Raw genomic sequence first — 14866 nt, 5'->3', positions numbered from 1 at the left:
CCCGGTCACGGCCCGCGGGCCGTACAAGCCGCACCCGTACGGGTCAGAAGTCGTCGTCGAAGCCGACCGTCCCCTCCACCGCCACCTGGTACGCCGACGGGCGGCGCTCGAAGAAGTTCGTCAGTTCCTGGACGCCTTGCAACTCCATGAACGAGAACGGGTTCTCGGAGCCGTACACCGGTGCGAAGCCCAGGCGCTGGAGGCGTTGGTCCGCGACGCACTGGAGATATTCGCGCATCGACTCCGTGTTCATGCCCGGCAGTCCGTCCCCGCACAGGTCGCGGCCGAACTGGAGCTCCGCCTCGACCGCCTCCTTCAGCATGTCGGTGACCTGCCGCTGGAGCGCGTCGTCGAAGAGGTCCGGCTCCTCCTTACGGACGGTGTCCACGACCTCGAAGGCGAAGTTCATGTGCATCGTCTCGTCGCGGAACACCCAGTTGGTGCCGGTGGCCAGGCCGTGCAGCAGGCCGCGGGAGCGGAACCAGTAGACGTACGCGAACGCCCCGTAGAAGAACAGGCCCTCGATACAGGCCGCGAAGCAGATCAGGTTCAGCAGGAAGCGGCGCCGGTCCGCCGCCGACTCCAGGCGGTCGATCTTCTCGACCGAGTCCATCCACTTGAAGCAGAACTGGGCCTTCTCACGGATCGACGGGATCTCCTCGACCGCGTCGAACGCCGCCGCGCGGTCCGCCGGATCGGGCAGGTAGGTGTCGAGCAGCGTCAGATAGAACTGGACGTGCACGGCCTCCTCGAAGAGCTGGCGGGAGAGGTAGAGCCGCGCCTCGGGGGAGTTGATGTGCTTGTAGAGCGTCAGCACCAGATTGTTCGAGACGATCGAGTCGCCCGTCGCGAAGAACGCGACCAGCCGGCCGATCATGTGCTGTTCGCCGGGGGAGAGCTTCGCGAGGTCGGCGACGTCGGAGTGGAGGTCGACCTCCTCCACCGTCCAGGTGTTCTTGATCGCGTCGCGGTAGCGCTCGTAGAAGTCCGGATAGCGCATGGGGCGCAGCGTCAGTTCGAAGCCCGGGTCGAGCAGGTTCTTCTCAAGAGGGGTGGAGCTCATTACTGGCAGGCCTCGCAGGACTCGGGGTTTTCCAGGGAACAGGCGATCGCCTCGGGGGCCGGGCGTGACCGCGCCGCGCGGGCGATCCGCGTCGCCGGGCGCGAGCGCAGGTAGTACGTGGTCTTCAGACCCTTCTTCCAGGCGTACGCGTACATCGAGCTGAGCTTCCCGATGGTCGGCGTCTCCAGGAACAGGTTCAGCGACTGGCTCTGGTCGAGGAACGGCGTGCGCGCCGCCGCCATGTCGATCAGGCCGCGCTGGGGGATCTCCCACGCCGTGCGGTACAGCTCGCGCACCTCCGCCGGGATCCAACTGAAGCCCGCCACCGAGCCGTTGGACTCGCGCAGCGCCTCGCGGGACTGCGTGTCCCACACGCCGAGGCGCTTCAGCTCCGCCACCAGATAGGCGTTGACCTGGAGGAACTCACCCGACAGCGTCTCGCGCTTGAAGAGGTTGGAGACCTGCGGCTCGATGCACTCGTAGACGCCCGCGATGGACGCGATCGTCGCGGTGGGCGCGATGGCGAGCAGCAGGGAGTTGCGCATGCCGCTCTTCGCGACACGCGCCCTGAGCGCGTCCCAGCGCTCCGGCCAGTTGAGCGACACGTCGTAGTGGTCGGGGTGCAGTACGCCGCGCGCCGCGCGGGTCCGCTCCCAGGCCGGCAGCGGGCCCTCGCGCTCGGCGAGGTCGCAGGACGCCTCGTACGCGGCGAGCATGATCCGCTCGGCGATCCGCGTGGAGAGCGCGGCGGCCTCGGCGGAGTCGAAGGGCAGCCGCTTCTTGAAGAAGACGTCCTGGAGGCCCATCACGCCCAGGCCCACGGGGCGCCACTTGGCGTTGGAGCGGCCCGCCTGCTCGGTCGGGTAGAAGTTGATGTCCACGACCCGGTCGAGGAAGGTCACGGCGGTGCGGACGCTGTCGTCCAGCCGCTCCCAGTCCAGTTCGCCTCCCGGCTCGCCCGAATCCGTCACGAACGCGCCGACGTTGACCGAGCCGAGGTTGCAGACAGCCGTCTCGCCGTCGTCCGTGACCTCCAGGATCTCGGTACAGAGGTTGGACGAGTGCACGACGGTGCCGGGCTCGGCGGTCTGGTTCGCCGTACGGTTCGAGGCGTCCTTGAAGGTCATCCAGCCGTTGCCGGTCTGCGCGAGGGTGCGCATCATGCGGCCGTACAGCTCGCGCGCCGGGATCGTCCTGCGGGCCTTGCCCGCCGCCTCGGCCGCGCGGTACGCGGCGTCGAAGTCGTCGCCCCACAGATCGACCAGTTCGGGCACGTCGGAGGGCGAGAAGAGCGACCAGACGCCGTCCGCGTCGACCCGGCGCATGAACTCGTCGGGGATCCAGTGCGCCAGGTTCAGATTGTGCGTACGGCGGGCGTCCTCGCCGGTGTTGTCGCGCAGCTCCAGGAACTCCTCGATGTCCGCGTGCCACGTCTCCAGATAGACGCAGGCCGCGCCCTTGCGCCGGCCGCCCTGGTTGACGGCGGCGACCGAGGAGTCCAGCGTCCGCAGGAACGGCACGATGCCGTTGGAGTGCCCGTTCGTGCCGCGGATCAGCGAACCGCGGGCGCGGATACGGGAGTACGACAGGCCGATGCCGCCCGCGTGCTTCGAGAGGCGGGCCACCTGGTGGTAACGGTCGTAGATCGAGTCCAGCTCGTCCAGGGGTGAGTCCAGCAGATAGCAGGACGACATCTGGGGGTGACGGGTGCCGGAGTTGAAGAGCGTGGGGGAGGAGGGCAGGTAGTCGAGTCGGCTCATCAGGCCGTACAGCGCGGCCACTTCGTCCACGGCGGCCGGGGAGTCGTCCTTGGCGAGCCCGGAGGCGACGCGCAGCATGAAGTACTGCGGCGTCTCGATGACATCGCGGGTGAGCGGGTGCCGGAGCAGATAGCGGCTGAAGAGCGTGCGCAGGCCGAAGTAGCCGAACCGGTCGTCGGCGGCCGGGTCGACCAGCGCGTCGAGGCGGGCGGCGTGGCGCGTGACGAACGCGGCCGTACGGTCGGCGATCAGGCCCTCCGCGTGGCCCACGGCGACCGAGGAGGAGAACGAGACGGCGCCCTGCCCCGCTGCCTCGTCCGCGATGGTGCGGGTGAGGAGGCGGGCGGCGAGACGGGAGTACGCGGGGTCCTCGGAGATCAGCCCGGCCGCGGCCTCGGTGGCGAGTGCGCGCAACTCGGCGTCGTCCGAGGCGGCGTTGCGGCCACGCAGCGCGGCGGCGGCGACCTTGCCGGGGTCGGTGTCGGCCAGATCGGCGGTGAGGTCCGTGAGGACCCGCAGAAGGCCCGCCCCGGGGCCGTCGGCCGGCCCGGCCGGGTCCTGTTCCCGCTGCTCCCGCTCGGCGATCGCTGAAGCCGGATCGGCTGGCGCGATGGTCACGTGGTGCTCTCCCTCGCTCGGCTCCGGGCGAGGGGAGGGCATGACGGCGCACGCCCGCGTACGCCGGCCCGGAACCGGGCGGCGAGCGGTGCGGCGTCCGCCGGCCCAACCTCGGAGCCCGGACGTCTCGGCACCCGGACCGGTCGATCCGGGTGCGCCGTCGGCAGGTGCTCGGACTCGCGGGCACGACAAAGCGCACCACAGCACACCGTTGCGGGACAGTTCCGGATTTCCACCGGATTCCCCTGCGCGACAGCAGGCTTGAGCATACATCTGGGGTTGGTTGGGATGACCACCCCCCACATGTTGTGTCGCGGATGGCTCGTCTCAGATTTCCAGGCTGTACGTAAGCAGCACGAGCTCGGGATACGGCGTCCAGTCCCGCTCCGGCGTCCGTACGAAGCCCAAGCGCTCGTAGATCCGGTGGGCGGCCAGCATCGCCTTCTGGGTGGACAGCCGCACCCGTACGCATTCGGTGGCCCGCGCGCGGTCCACACACGCCCGCACGAGCGCCCCGCCGACACCACGCCCCCGGCCGCCGGGCGCGACGGCCAGCATGCGGAACTCGGCCTCGCCCTCCCCGGCCAGATCGGCCCACGCCGACCCGGCGCCGACGTAGGCCACCCCACCGAGCACGGTCCCATCACCGTCGACGGCCACGAGCACCTCGGCCCCGGCGGCCCGCGCGGCGACGTCGCGCAGAATCTCCAGATAGGGATCGCCCTCCCCGAAGTCCAGCAGCCCGTCATCCAGATAGGCGCGCGCGGTTATCTCCCCGAGCACCGCGTACTCGCCGGGCTCGGCCGCTCTGATCTTGAAGTCGGTCTCCGACCGTGTCGTCTGATCCATCCCTGAAGTGTGCGACACGGGTACGACAGAGCCTTGTCGGAGGGCGTCGCTATCGTTGAGCACGGAGAGTGAGGGGGTGTGACCGTGACCGGCGACCGAGTTCACGTGGAAACCGAAGACTTCGACGAGTTGTACCGGATTCTGAGCCGCACGGCCGAGCGTGCACGTATGGAACTGATCGACGGGAAGGTCCGAAGCAAGCCAGGTCCGGACGGTAGTCACGGACGTTTCATGCAGTGGCTGATGCGCTGTTGTGTCCGGTCACGACCGGAGCTGTGGCTCTATCCGGTCCAGGGGCTGAAAGTCCAGGCTCACCGTGCCGGCCGGGCCCGGCCCGATGGTTCGCTGGCTCCGAGCGGGGCTTTCGCGGGACAGGGCGAGTGGGCCGATCCAGACCCCGTCCTGATGGCAGTCCAGGTCACCTTGTACGACTCCGAGACCGACGCACGCGATCGGACGGAGAAGCCCCGCGCGTACGCCGAGACCGACATCCCCGTCTATCTGCTGATCGACCGGGACTCCTGCGAGGTCACCGTCTTCAGCGAGCCGGACGGTGTTCGCTACGAGAGCGCCCGCACCGTGCCGTTCGGTAAGACCGTCGATCTGCCCGACCCCGTCGGTATCACGCTGGAGACCGAGCAGCTCAAGGACTGGGTGCGCTGATCACCCCGGACCGTGAAGGGCCCGCCGCTCCCCACAGGAGAACGGCGGGCCCCTTACTCGCTCAGCAGCAGCGGAAGCCCTCCCTCGGGTCCGCCTCCCTGACGTCCATCCGCTCGCGTTCGAAGGCGCGGCGGGTCATCGGCTCCGTCGTCGGGTCGCAGGCGCGGGTGTGGGCCACGTAGTGGTCGTACGCCGACTCGCCCGTCAACTCCCGTACGTACCAACGGATCCGGCCCACCGCGTGGCGCACCTTCGACGCCGGCGTCATGACGAACCCGCCCCGCTGGGCGTCTTCGTCTCCGTCTCCGGCTTCGCCGCGACCGCCGCCAGTTCCGCCTTCTCCTCCTTCGTGGGGATCAGCCCCGCCGGCGCCACGATCTCCGACTTCACGTACGGCGTCTCCGACAGCTTCACGCTCTCCGGGTGGCGGATCGCCTGGTAGCAGACCCGTCCCGCGTCGGCGATGACCACGATGATCAGGATCGCGAACAGCGCCGAAAGCACCCCGTCCACCGTCGAGTTGGTGACGACCGTGTGCATGTCGTCCATCGTCTTCGCCGGCGGGATCACCTCGCCGTTGTCGATGCCCGCCTGGTACACGTCTCGCTGGGTGAAGAAGCCGACCTTCGGGTCGTCCGAGAAGATCTTCTGCCAGCTCGCGGTGAGCGTGACCGCCGCGTCCCAGGCCAGCGGAACCGCCGTCACCCAGGCCCATTTGAGCCGCCCGGACTTCACCAGCAGCGTCGTGCACACGGCGAGCGCCACCGCCGCCAGGAGCTGGTTCGCGATGCCGAACAGCGGGAAGAGCTGGTTGATGCCGCCCAGCGGGTCGTGCACGCCGACCCACAGGAAGTAGCCCCACGCTCCCACGACCACGGCGCTGGCGAACCAGACACCGGGCTTCCAGCTCACCTGGCGCATCGGCTTGTAGACGTTGCCGAGCATGTCCTGGAGCATGAAGCGCCCGACGCGCGTACCCGCGTCCACCGTCGTCAGGATAAACAGCGCCTCGAACATGATGGCGAAGTGGTACCAGAACGCCTTCAGCCCCGCGCCGCCGACGACGGACGAGAAGATGTCGGACATCCCGAGCGCGAAGGTCGGCGCGCCGCCCGTGCGCGACAGCAGGCTCGCCTCCTCGACGTCCTTGGCCGCCTGGGCGAGCTGGTCGGGCGAGATCGTGAAGCCGAGGTTGGCGACCGCCTGCGAGGCGGATTCGACCGTGCCGCCGATGACACCGGCGGGAGAGTTGACCGCGAAGTACAGACCCGGGTCGATGATGCACGCCGTGATCATCGCCATGATGGCGACGAACGACTCGGTGAGCATCGCCCCGTACCCGATCATCCGGATCTGGGTCTCCTTCTGCACCATCTTCGGCGTGGTGCCCGAGGAGATCAGTGAGTGGAAACCGGACAGCGCGCCGCACGCGATCGTGATGAAGACGAACGGGAACATCGAACCGGCGAAGACCGGACCGTCACCACGGCTCGCGAACTCCGTGACCGCGTCCATCTTCATCGTCGGCAGCGCGACGACGACACCGATCGCCAGCAGCGCGATCGTGCCGACCTTCATGAAGGTCGACAGGTAGTCGCGCGGCGCCAGCAGCATCCAGACCGGCAGTACGGAGGCGAGGAAGCCGTACACGATCATCCAGATGACCAGCGTGCCGGCCTCCAGTGTGAAGGTGTCCGCCAGCGAGGACTCGGCGACCCAGCCGCCCGCCACGATCGCGAGCAGCAGCAGCGCCACACCGATGAGCGAGACCTCGCTGACCCTGCCCGGCCGCAGCACCCGCAGATACACGCCCATGAAGAGCGCGATCGGGATGGTCATCGCGATGGAGAAGACACCCCACGGCGAGTCGGCCAGCGCGTTGACGATGACCAGCGCCAGCACCGCCAGCAGGATGATCATGATCAGGAAGACCGCGATCAGCGCGGCGGCGCCGCCGAACGGGCCGATCTCGTCACGGGCGATCTGACCGAGCGAACGCCCGTCGCGGCGCGTGGAGAAGAAGAGCGTGACCATGTCCTGGACCGCGCCCGCGAAGATGACGCCCGCGACGATCCAGATCGTGCCCGGCAGATAGCCCATCTGCGCGGCCAGCACCGGCCCCACGAGCGGTCCAGCGCCCGCGACGGCCGCGAAATGGTGGCCGAAGAGCACACGCCGGTCGGTGGGGTGGAAGTCGACACCGTTGTCGAGCCGTTCGGCGGGCGTGGCCCGCGTCTTGTCGACCTTCAGCACCCGCCGCGCGATGAATCTTGAGTAGAAGCGGTAGGCGATCGCGTACGAACCGAGTGCCGCCGCCAGCATCCAGGCGGCGGAGATCTCCTCTCCGCGCGACAGCGCGAGGACACCCCAGCCGACCGCGCCCACCAGGGCGACGAGCGCCCAGATCGCGATCGATCTCGGCGTCAGACGCCCGGAAGAGTTCGTCGAACCCGATGAGTTCTGCGCGGAACTTGCTGGTGCCGGCTCTGGCATGGCGAGTCGTCCCCTCACTGGTCACCTGCTGAAACTCGCAGGAAATCTAAGGGACCTTCTCGGCACGCGTCACCCCCCGGCCGCGTTTCGGTAAGACAACGTTGTACGTGCCCCACGCGCGCGCCGGTTGCTCAACGCCCGCCCTGGCGTGGGCTGTTGCCGGACTCAGTCGGTGGGCCGCCGCAGCCGCGCCACGAATTTGTACCGGTCGCCCCGGTACACCGAGCGCACCCACTCCACCGGCTCCCCAGCGGTGTCGATCGAGTGCCGCGAGAGCATCAGCATCGGCAGGCCCACGTCCGTACCGAGCAGCCCCGCCTCGCGCGGTGTCGCCAGCGACGTCTCGATCGTCTCCTCGGCCTCCGCCAGATGGACTCCGTACACCTCCGCCAACGCCGTGTAGAGCGACGTGTACTTGACGAGCGAGCGCCGCAGCGCGGGGAAACGTTTGGCCGAAAGGTGTGTGGTCTCGATGGCCATCGGCTCGCCGCTCGCCAGCCGCAGCCGCTCGATGCGCAGCACGCGGCCGCCGGCGGTGATGTCGAGCAGTCCCGCGAGCGTGTCGTCGGCGGTGACGTAACCGATGTCGAGCAGCTGGGAGGTCGGCTCCAGGCCCTGCGCGCGCATGTCCTCGGTGTACGAGGTGAGCTGGAGCGCCTGCGAGACCTTGGGCTTGGCCACGAAGGTGCCCTTGCCCTGGATCCGCTCCAGCCGCCCCTCGACGACCAGCTCCTGGAGCGCCTGGCGCACCGTGGTGCGCGAGGTGTCGAACTCGGCGGCCAGGGTGCGCTCCGGCGGTACGGGCGTGCCCGGGGGAAGCGTTTCGGTCATATCGAGCAAGTGCCGCTTCAGCCGGTAGTACTTGGGTACGCGTGCGGTACGGGTGGCTGCCCCGTTCTCGCTCTCGGTGCCGCCCCCTTCCGTGGCCATGGTCTGCCTTCCCGAGTCCTGCGCTGCTGCCGTCACCGGCTCCTCCGTCTGTCGCGGCTCACATGGTGGCACGGTCCGGTCGTGGGTCGTCTCCCCGATCCAGGTGTCGGTCCGATAACGGACACGACAGCCCTCTTATACACCCTTGACACCCCTAAAGGTCTAGGCCAAGCTCCCCGTACTGGTCTAAACCATTAAAGACCAGGTCCCAGCCCCGGTGGTACTCGTCGTAAGTCTTCGCGGTGGGGAGGGGGTTGCAGGAATCCCTGAGGAGGGTGGCGTGAAGCGCAAGCTCATCGCGGCGATCGGCGTCGCGGGCATGATGTTCTCGGTCGCGGCGTGTGGATCCGACGACAGTGACTCGGCGAAGGACCCGAAGGACCGCAAGGACACAGTCACCGTCTGGCTGATGGTGGACGCGCAGAGCACCTGGCCGGAACTGGTCAAGGACGTCAACGCGCAGTTCAAGGAGAAGTACCCGAACGTCAAGGTCGACGTCCAGTACCAGCAGTGGGCGGACAAGGCCAAGAAGCTCGACACCGCGCTCGGTGGTGACAAGTTCCCGGACGTGGTCGAGCTCGGCAACACCGAGACGATGCAGTACATCCTCAACGGCGCCGTGGCCGAGGTGGATCCCAAGAAGTATGACAACTCGGACACCTGGATCCAGGGCCTCAAGGACACCTGCACCTTCGAGGGCAAGCAGTACTGCGTGCCGTATTACGCCGGTGCGCGCGTGGCCATCTACAACACGGACATGCTCAAGAAGGGCGCCGGCCTCGACACGCTGCCGGAGACCGAGGACGAGATGCTCGCGGCCATGGACAAGGTCGCGAAGGAGAACGGCAAGAAGGACAAGCGCTCCTCCAGCCTCTACCTCCCGGGCCGTTACTGGTACGCCGCGATGTCCTACGTCGCCGCGTACGACGGCAAGATCGCCGAGTACGACGAGGGCGCGAAGGAGTGGAAGGGCACGCTCTCCTCGCCCGAGGCGCAGAAGGGCATCCAGCACTTCATCGACCTGGTCAAGAAGTACAACAAGGCCGACCTGACGAAGGACGAGCAGGACCACGCCAATGTGATGGCCAACGAGAAGGCGGCCCTCATCTACGGCAACGGCTGGGAGTCCGGCTCCGTCATCGACGGCGAGAACAACGGCAACCCGAAGCTTGAGGGCAAGATCCTCACCGCGGGAATGCCCGGCCCGAACGGCAAGGCGCTGCCCTCCTTCATCGGCGGCTCCGACCTCGCCATCACCAGCAAGTCCAAGGTCCAGGACCTGGCCGAGGACTGGGTCTCGATGTTCACCAGCGAGAAGTCCATGGACGTCCTCGCCGGCAAGAACATCCTCCCGAACAACGAGAAGCAGCTGGAGCCGCTGAAGGCGAAGCCGGAGACGGCGCCGATCGCCAACGCCGTGCCCGACGCGTGGTTCACCCCGATCGCGCCCGGCTGGACCTCCATCGAGAAGGAGGAGGTCCTGGAGAACATGCTCCTGTCGATCCTCAAGGGTGACTCCGTGGCCGACGCCACGAAGACGGCCGACTCGAAGATCAACGAACTGATCAACGAAGAGTCCTGACCCCCAGGGTCCTGACCTCAGGACCTGGGGCCTCCGGCGCCCCCGCCCCCGGAGGCCCGTCGGCTCAACGGCGGGCGGGCGGGGGTCCGGTCACCACCGGGCCCCCGCTCCCCGCCCTTTCGGGCGCGGAATCGGTGCAGAGAATGAAACGGAAGGTCAGTCACGTGACTGCTGCCGACACGCAGGAGGCCGCCGGACCGCCGGCGCCCCCGGTACCGCGTGACCCGAAAGGGACAGCCGGCCGGCCGGGCCCGGCGAAGGAGACGGCCGGGGCACCCGGGAAGAGACGCCGCAAGAAGGGCGAACTCCTTCCTTTCCTGCTGATCCTCCCGGCGATCGTCGCCATCGCCGCCGTCTACGCCTTCCCGCTCGCCAAGACCGTGATCATGTCCTTCCAGGACATGGGCCGGCGCGAGCTGTGGACCGGGGAGTCACCGCCCTGGGTCGGCTTCGAGCAGTTCACCAACATCCTCGGTGACTCCGAATTCTGGTCCGTCACCGGGCGTACCGTCCTCTTCATGGTCGTCTGCGTCGGCCTCACCATGGCGCTCGGCCTGCTGGTCGCCATGATGATGACGCGGCTCTCCACCTGGGTGCGCCTGACGCTGACCGCGGCACTGATCGCCGCCTGGTCGATGCCCCTGATGGTCGCCGCCTCGATCTTCCGCTGGCTGTCGGACTCCGACTACGGCCTGCTGAACACCCTGATAGCCAAGGTCGCCGGCGACGACTTCCTCGGCCACAACTGGTTCCTCGACCCCTGGCAGGGCTTCGGGATCATCACGCTGCTGGTGGTCTGGGGCGCCGTCCCGTTCGTCGTGATCACGCTGTACGCGGCCCTCACCCAGGTCCCCCGTGAGCTGGAGGAGGCGGCGGCCCTCGACGGTGCCAACGTCACCGGCGTGTTCCGCTTCGTGACCTGGCCCGTCATCCGCCCGGTCTTCGTCATGGTCACGACGCTCTCGGTCATCTGGGACTTCAACGTATTCGGCCAGATCTGGCTGTTGCGCGGCAACAAGCCCGAACCTGAGTACGAGACCCTCGGCCTCTACTCCTTCTCCAAGGCCTTCGAGTCCACCTCCTTCAGCCAGGGCACCGCGATCGCCCTGATCACCGTCCTTCTGCTCTCCGGCGTGGCCGTGTTCTACCTGCGTCAGCTGATGAAGACAGGAGAGGTCGAATGAGCACCTCAACCTCCACCGCTCCCGCGCCCGTCCCGGCCACGCCCCCGGTCGCCAAGCAGAAGCTGCGTCCGGACCGCAAGAAGACCCGCGGCGTCTACGACGTACTGGGCCTCCTCTTCGCCGTCGTCATGGCGTTCCCGGTGTACTGGCTGGTCATCAGCTCGCTGCGGCCCAACCACGAGATCCGGTCCTACGACCAGACGCTGTGGCCGTCGTCGATCACCTTCGACAACTTCGCCCGCGCGGTCGACCAGCCCAACTTCGCCACCGCCGTCCAGTCCAGCCTGATCGTCTCGGTCACCGCGGTCGTCGGCGGCATGATCATCGCGACCCTGGCGGCCCTCGCCATCGGCCGGTTCCGATTCTTCGGCCGCCGTGCGCTGCTGATGGTGCTGATCCTCGTCCAGATGCTGCCGCCGACGGCGATGCTGATCCCGATCTACGCCCAGCTCAACGCGATCGGGGGCCTGGACGAGTACTGGGGCCTGATCATCGTCTACCTGGTGTCGACCCTGCCGTTCGCGATCATCATGATCCGCGGCTTCGTCGTGAACATCCCGGTGGAGCTGGAGGAGTCGGCCATGGTCGACGGCTGTACGCGGATGGGCGCCTTCCGGCGGGTGATCTTCCCGCTGCTGGCCCCCGGCCTCGCGGCGGCGTCGATCTTCGCCCTGGTCAACGCGTGGAACGAGTACCTCTTCGCGTACATCCTGATCAACGACAACTCCAAGTACACGCTCAATGTGTGGCTCATGACGTTCACCACCGAACGCGGCACCGACTACGGGGCGCTGATGGCGTCCTCGACCCTGATCGCGCTGCCCGTGGTCGTGTTCTTCATGATCATTCAGAAGAAGATGGCGACCGGTCTGACATCCGGCGCGGTAAAGGGATAGCGCCGGATGACCACTCTCACGCACGGCCCGGACACGCTGACCCGCGACGCCCTCGCGGTCCTCCAGCCCGGCTTCCGCGGCACCACGGCCCCGGACTGGCTGCTGCGGCGCATCGGCGAAGGTCTCGCGTCCGTCGGCCTGTTCGGCCGCAACGTCAGCTCACCGGACCAAGTGGCCGCGCTCACCGCCCGGTTGAGGGCCGAGCGGGACGACATCCTCGTCGCCATCGACGAGGAGAGCGGCGACGTCACCCGTCTCGAAGTACGGGACGGGTCGTCCTTCCCCGGCAACTACGCGCTCGGCTCCGTCGACGACGTCGACCTCACCCGGGCGGTCGCGCACGAGCTGGGCGGCAGGCTCGCCGCGTGCGGCGTCAACTTCAACTGGGCGCCGTGCGCCGACGTCAACTCCGACGTCGACAACCCGGTCATCGGCGTCCGCTCCTTCGGCGCCGATCCCGCGCTCGTCTCCCGTCACACGGCCGCCTATGTGGAAGGACTCCAGTCCGCCGGGGTCGCGGCCTGCACCAAGCACTTCCCCGGACACGGCGACACGGCGGTCGACTCGCACCACGCGATGCCGCGCATCGATGTCGACTCCGACACACTGCACGCCCGTGAGCTGGCACCTTTCCGGTCGGCGATCGCCGCGGGTTCCAAATCGGTGATGAGCGCGCATATCCTGCTCTCCGCGCTCGACCCGGACCGCCCCGCGACTCTCAGCCCGCGGATCCTCACCGGGCTCCTCCGTGAGGAGCTGGGCTTCGACGGGCTGATCGTCACCGACGGCATCGACATGCAGGCCATCGTGTCGGCGTACGGCATGGAGCGCGGCTCCGTCCTCGCGATCGCCGCGGGCGTCGACGCGATCTGTGTCGGCGGCGGCCCGTCCGACGAGGGGACCGTCCTGCGGCTGCGCGACGCGTTGGTCGCCGCGGTGCGGGAAGGCGAACTGCCCGAGGAGCGACTGGCCGACGCGGCGGCGCGGGTACGCGCCCTCGCCGACTGGACGCTCCGGGTGAGGGGGGCTTCGGGGCCGGGCGCGGCAGCACAGGAGGGGACCGCGCCCGGCATCGGCGGTACCGCCGTGGCCGGGGGAGCCGGCATCGGCCTGGTCGCCGCGCGCCGTGCCGTACGGGTGACGGGGACGATCGAACCTCTCAAGGAGGCGCCCTACGTTGCCTCCTTCGCGCCCGCCAGGAACATCGCCGTCGGTGACGAGACCCCCTGGGGTGTCGCGGCCGAACTGGCGGCGCTGCTGCCGGGCACCGAGTCCGCTACGTACGACAGCGGGAGCGGCGCGGCCGAGGTGCTGGCCGCGGCCGGGGAGCGCAGGATCGTCGCCGTCGTACGCGACGTGCACCGGCACTCCTGGATGGCGGACATCCTGGACGGCATCCTCGCGGCCCGCCCCGGCACGGCCGTCGTGGAGATGGGGGTCAACCACGCCGAGCCCACCGGAAGCCCGCACATCGCCACGTACGGCGCCGCGCGCGTCTGCGGCCGGGCGGCGGCGGAAACCCTGACGGGCCGCGCCTGAGCGCGCGCCCACACGCACGACGGAGGCCGGGGACCTTGGGGGGTCCCCGGCCTCCGTCGTACGTATGCGGTGGTGACTAGATGCCCTGCCAGTCCGGCTTGGCGGCGTAGGTGTCGCGGAAGTAGTCCGCGAGCTTCAGCTTGGACGCGGCGGCCTCGTCGACCACGACCGTGGCGTGGGGGTGCAGTTGCAGCGCGGACGCCGGTACGACGGCGGCCACCGGGCCCTCCACGGTCTGCGCCACCGCCTCGGCCTTGCCCTCGCCCGTGGCCAGCAGCACGAGGTGCCGGGCCTCCAGGATCGTGCCGATGCCCTGGGTGATGACGTGGTGCGGGACCTCGTCCGGGCTGTCGAAGAACCGGGCGTTGTCCTGCCGGGTCTGCCGGGTGAGCGTCTTGATGCGGGTGCGCGAGGCGAGCGACGAGCACGGCTCGTTGAAGCCGATGTGCCCGTCGGTCCCTATGCCCAGCAGCTGGAGGTCCACCCCGCCGGCCTCGGCGAGCGCTCGGTCGTACGCCTCGCACGCCGCCTGTACGTCATCGGCGGCGCCGTCAGGACCCATGAAGGCGCTCTCGTCGAGCCCGAGCGGCTCGACGACCTCGCGCAGGACCACGGAGCGGTACGACTCCGGGTGCCCGGCCGGCAGGCCGACGTACTCGTCCAGCTGCGCGATACGGGCGCCCGACGCGTCCACCTCGCCGGCCCGGACCTTGGCCGTCAGCGCCTGGTAGATCGGCAGGGGAGTCGACCCTGTGGCCACCCCGAGCAGCGCGTCGCGCTTGCGGCGCAGCAGACCCGCGATGGTCTCCGCGATGAGTTCGCCGCCCGCGTCGGCGTCCTGGACGATGACAACTTCCACGCTGCGCCTGCCGATCTGGTGAAGGGTCCTCTGACAAATGTGGTATAGACCAATCTAGCAGAGGGTGCGACGTCGGCGGGGCCCGTTCCGCCGGCGGGAGAACAGGTTCCCGTGGTCGACTTGTCCGGGCCCTCTGGGCGCCGTCCCCCGGTCATCCTCAGCCATCTGGAGGCACCCGGCATGTCCGCGACGAATTCCTCCGCAGAGGCCGCGCGGCTCGCGCCGACCGATCCGCCGGGCCGGATGATGGCCACCGAGATCGCCGAACAGCCGGCGATCCTGCGCCGCCTCCTTGAGGAGGGCGCGCCGCGCATCCGTACCGTGGCCGCCGAGACCGCCGCCCGCGGACCCCGGAAACACCCACGGGCCGCGGCGCCAGGACGGGACCCTCAGCCCGTCCGGCACCGCAGCCCGGAGTTGCAACGGCCAC

General features: G+C 68.8%; 12 protein-coding genes, 1 pseudogene and 1 riboswitch. Of the genes and pseudogenes, 6 read left to right on the top strand and 7 right to left on the bottom strand.

Features of this window, described 5'->3' with window-relative positions; all coding sequences use genetic code 11:
• Nucleotides 1-43: 43 nt before the first annotated feature.
• The 3 genes from OIE74_RS12045 to OIE74_RS12035 form a co-directional block, all read right to left on the bottom strand.
• Nucleotides 44-1063 carry a ribonucleotide-diphosphate reductase subunit beta gene (locus OIE74_RS12045; protein ID WP_329381813.1) on the bottom strand — a complete coding sequence of 340 codons (1020 nt, stop codon included), beginning with the start codon at nt 1061-1063 and terminating at the stop codon, nt 44-46.
• Complete coding sequence (locus tag OIE74_RS12040) at nt 1063-3441, bottom strand: ribonucleoside-diphosphate reductase subunit alpha (RefSeq protein ID WP_329381810.1); 2379 nt, start codon at nt 3439-3441, stop codon at nt 1063-1065. Before OIE74_RS12040 ends, OIE74_RS12045 begins: the two co-directional genes overlap by 1 nt.
• Before the next feature lie 157 nt (nt 3442-3598).
• A riboswitch (adenosylcobalamin-variant (AdoCbl-variant) riboswitch) is annotated at nt 3599-3697 on the bottom strand.
• Nucleotides 3698-3768: 71 nt separating this feature from the next.
• Nucleotides 3769-4290, bottom strand: a complete 522-nt coding sequence (locus tag OIE74_RS12035) for a GNAT family N-acetyltransferase (RefSeq protein ID WP_329381808.1) — start codon at nt 4288-4290, stop codon at nt 3769-3771.
• A 78-nt stretch (nt 4291-4368) separates the two neighbouring features.
• Here OIE74_RS12035 and OIE74_RS12030 point away from each other — a divergent pair, with 78 nt between their 5' ends.
• The gene (locus tag OIE74_RS12030; protein WP_329381805.1) at nt 4369-4953 is read left to right on the top strand and encodes a Uma2 family endonuclease; all 585 of its coding nucleotides are present in this window, start codon (nt 4369-4371) and stop codon (nt 4951-4953) included.
• Nucleotides 4954-5014: 61 nt separating this feature from the next.
• On the opposite strand, the gene OIE74_RS12025 is transcribed toward OIE74_RS12030, so the two are convergent.
• The 3 genes from OIE74_RS12025 to OIE74_RS12015 all read right to left on the bottom strand — a co-directional run bounded on the left by OIE74_RS12025 (nt 5015) and on the right by OIE74_RS12015 (nt 8376).
• On the bottom strand, nt 5015-5221 hold the full coding sequence (locus OIE74_RS12025; RefSeq protein WP_329381802.1) for a YbdD/YjiX family protein: 207 nt from the start codon (nt 5219-5221) through the stop codon (nt 5015-5017).
• Nucleotides 5218-7446 (bottom strand): carbon starvation CstA family protein, encoded by a 2229-nt coding sequence (locus OIE74_RS12020; RefSeq protein WP_329381799.1) that lies wholly within the window; start codon nt 7444-7446, stop codon nt 5218-5220. The genes OIE74_RS12025 and OIE74_RS12020 overlap by 4 nt, the downstream gene beginning before the upstream one ends.
• 165 nt (nt 7447-7611) lie before the next feature.
• Nucleotides 7612-8376 (bottom strand): GntR family transcriptional regulator, encoded by a 765-nt coding sequence (locus OIE74_RS12015; RefSeq protein WP_329392262.1) that lies wholly within the window; start codon nt 8374-8376, stop codon nt 7612-7614.
• 280 nt (nt 8377-8656) lie between these two features.
• Between OIE74_RS12015 and OIE74_RS12010 the strand changes: the two genes are divergently transcribed.
• The 4 genes from OIE74_RS12010 to OIE74_RS11995 all read left to right on the top strand — a co-directional run bounded on the left by OIE74_RS12010 (nt 8657) and on the right by OIE74_RS11995 (nt 13577).
• Nucleotides 8657-9958, top strand: coding sequence for a sugar ABC transporter substrate-binding protein (locus OIE74_RS12010; RefSeq protein WP_329381796.1), 1302 nt, complete (start codon nt 8657-8659; stop codon nt 9956-9958).
• 164 nt (nt 9959-10122) lie between these two features.
• A complete protein-coding gene (locus OIE74_RS12005) occupies nt 10123-11142 on the top strand; it encodes a carbohydrate ABC transporter permease (RefSeq protein ID WP_329381793.1) in 1020 nt (339 codons plus the stop codon).
• Nucleotides 11139-12038 carry a carbohydrate ABC transporter permease gene (locus OIE74_RS12000; RefSeq protein ID WP_329381791.1) on the top strand — a complete coding sequence of 300 codons (900 nt, stop codon included), beginning with the start codon at nt 11139-11141 and terminating at the stop codon, nt 12036-12038. Before OIE74_RS12005 ends, OIE74_RS12000 begins: the two co-directional genes overlap by 4 nt.
• A gap of 6 nt (nt 12039-12044) precedes the next feature.
• A complete protein-coding gene (locus OIE74_RS11995) occupies nt 12045-13577 on the top strand; it encodes a glycoside hydrolase family 3 protein (RefSeq protein ID WP_329381789.1) in 1533 nt (510 codons plus the stop codon).
• A gap of 76 nt (nt 13578-13653) precedes the next feature.
• On the opposite strand, the gene nagB is transcribed toward OIE74_RS11995, so the two are convergent.
• Complete coding sequence (nagB, locus tag OIE74_RS11990; protein ID WP_329381786.1) at nt 13654-14436, bottom strand: glucosamine-6-phosphate deaminase; 783 nt, start codon at nt 14434-14436, stop codon at nt 13654-13656.
• Between the two features lie 180 nt (nt 14437-14616).
• Between nagB and OIE74_RS11985 the strand changes: the two are divergent.
• Nucleotides 14617-14790 (top strand): annotated as a pseudogene (locus OIE74_RS11985) (SIS domain-containing protein); the annotation flags it as partial.
• Nucleotides 14791-14866: the final 76 nt, after the last annotated feature.

It is taken from the genome of Streptomyces sp. NBC_01716 (assembly GCF_036248275.1).
Classification (GTDB): Bacteria; Actinomycetota; Actinomycetes; order Streptomycetales; family Streptomycetaceae; genus Streptomyces.
This window is presented reverse-complemented; position numbering and strand designations above follow the sequence as displayed.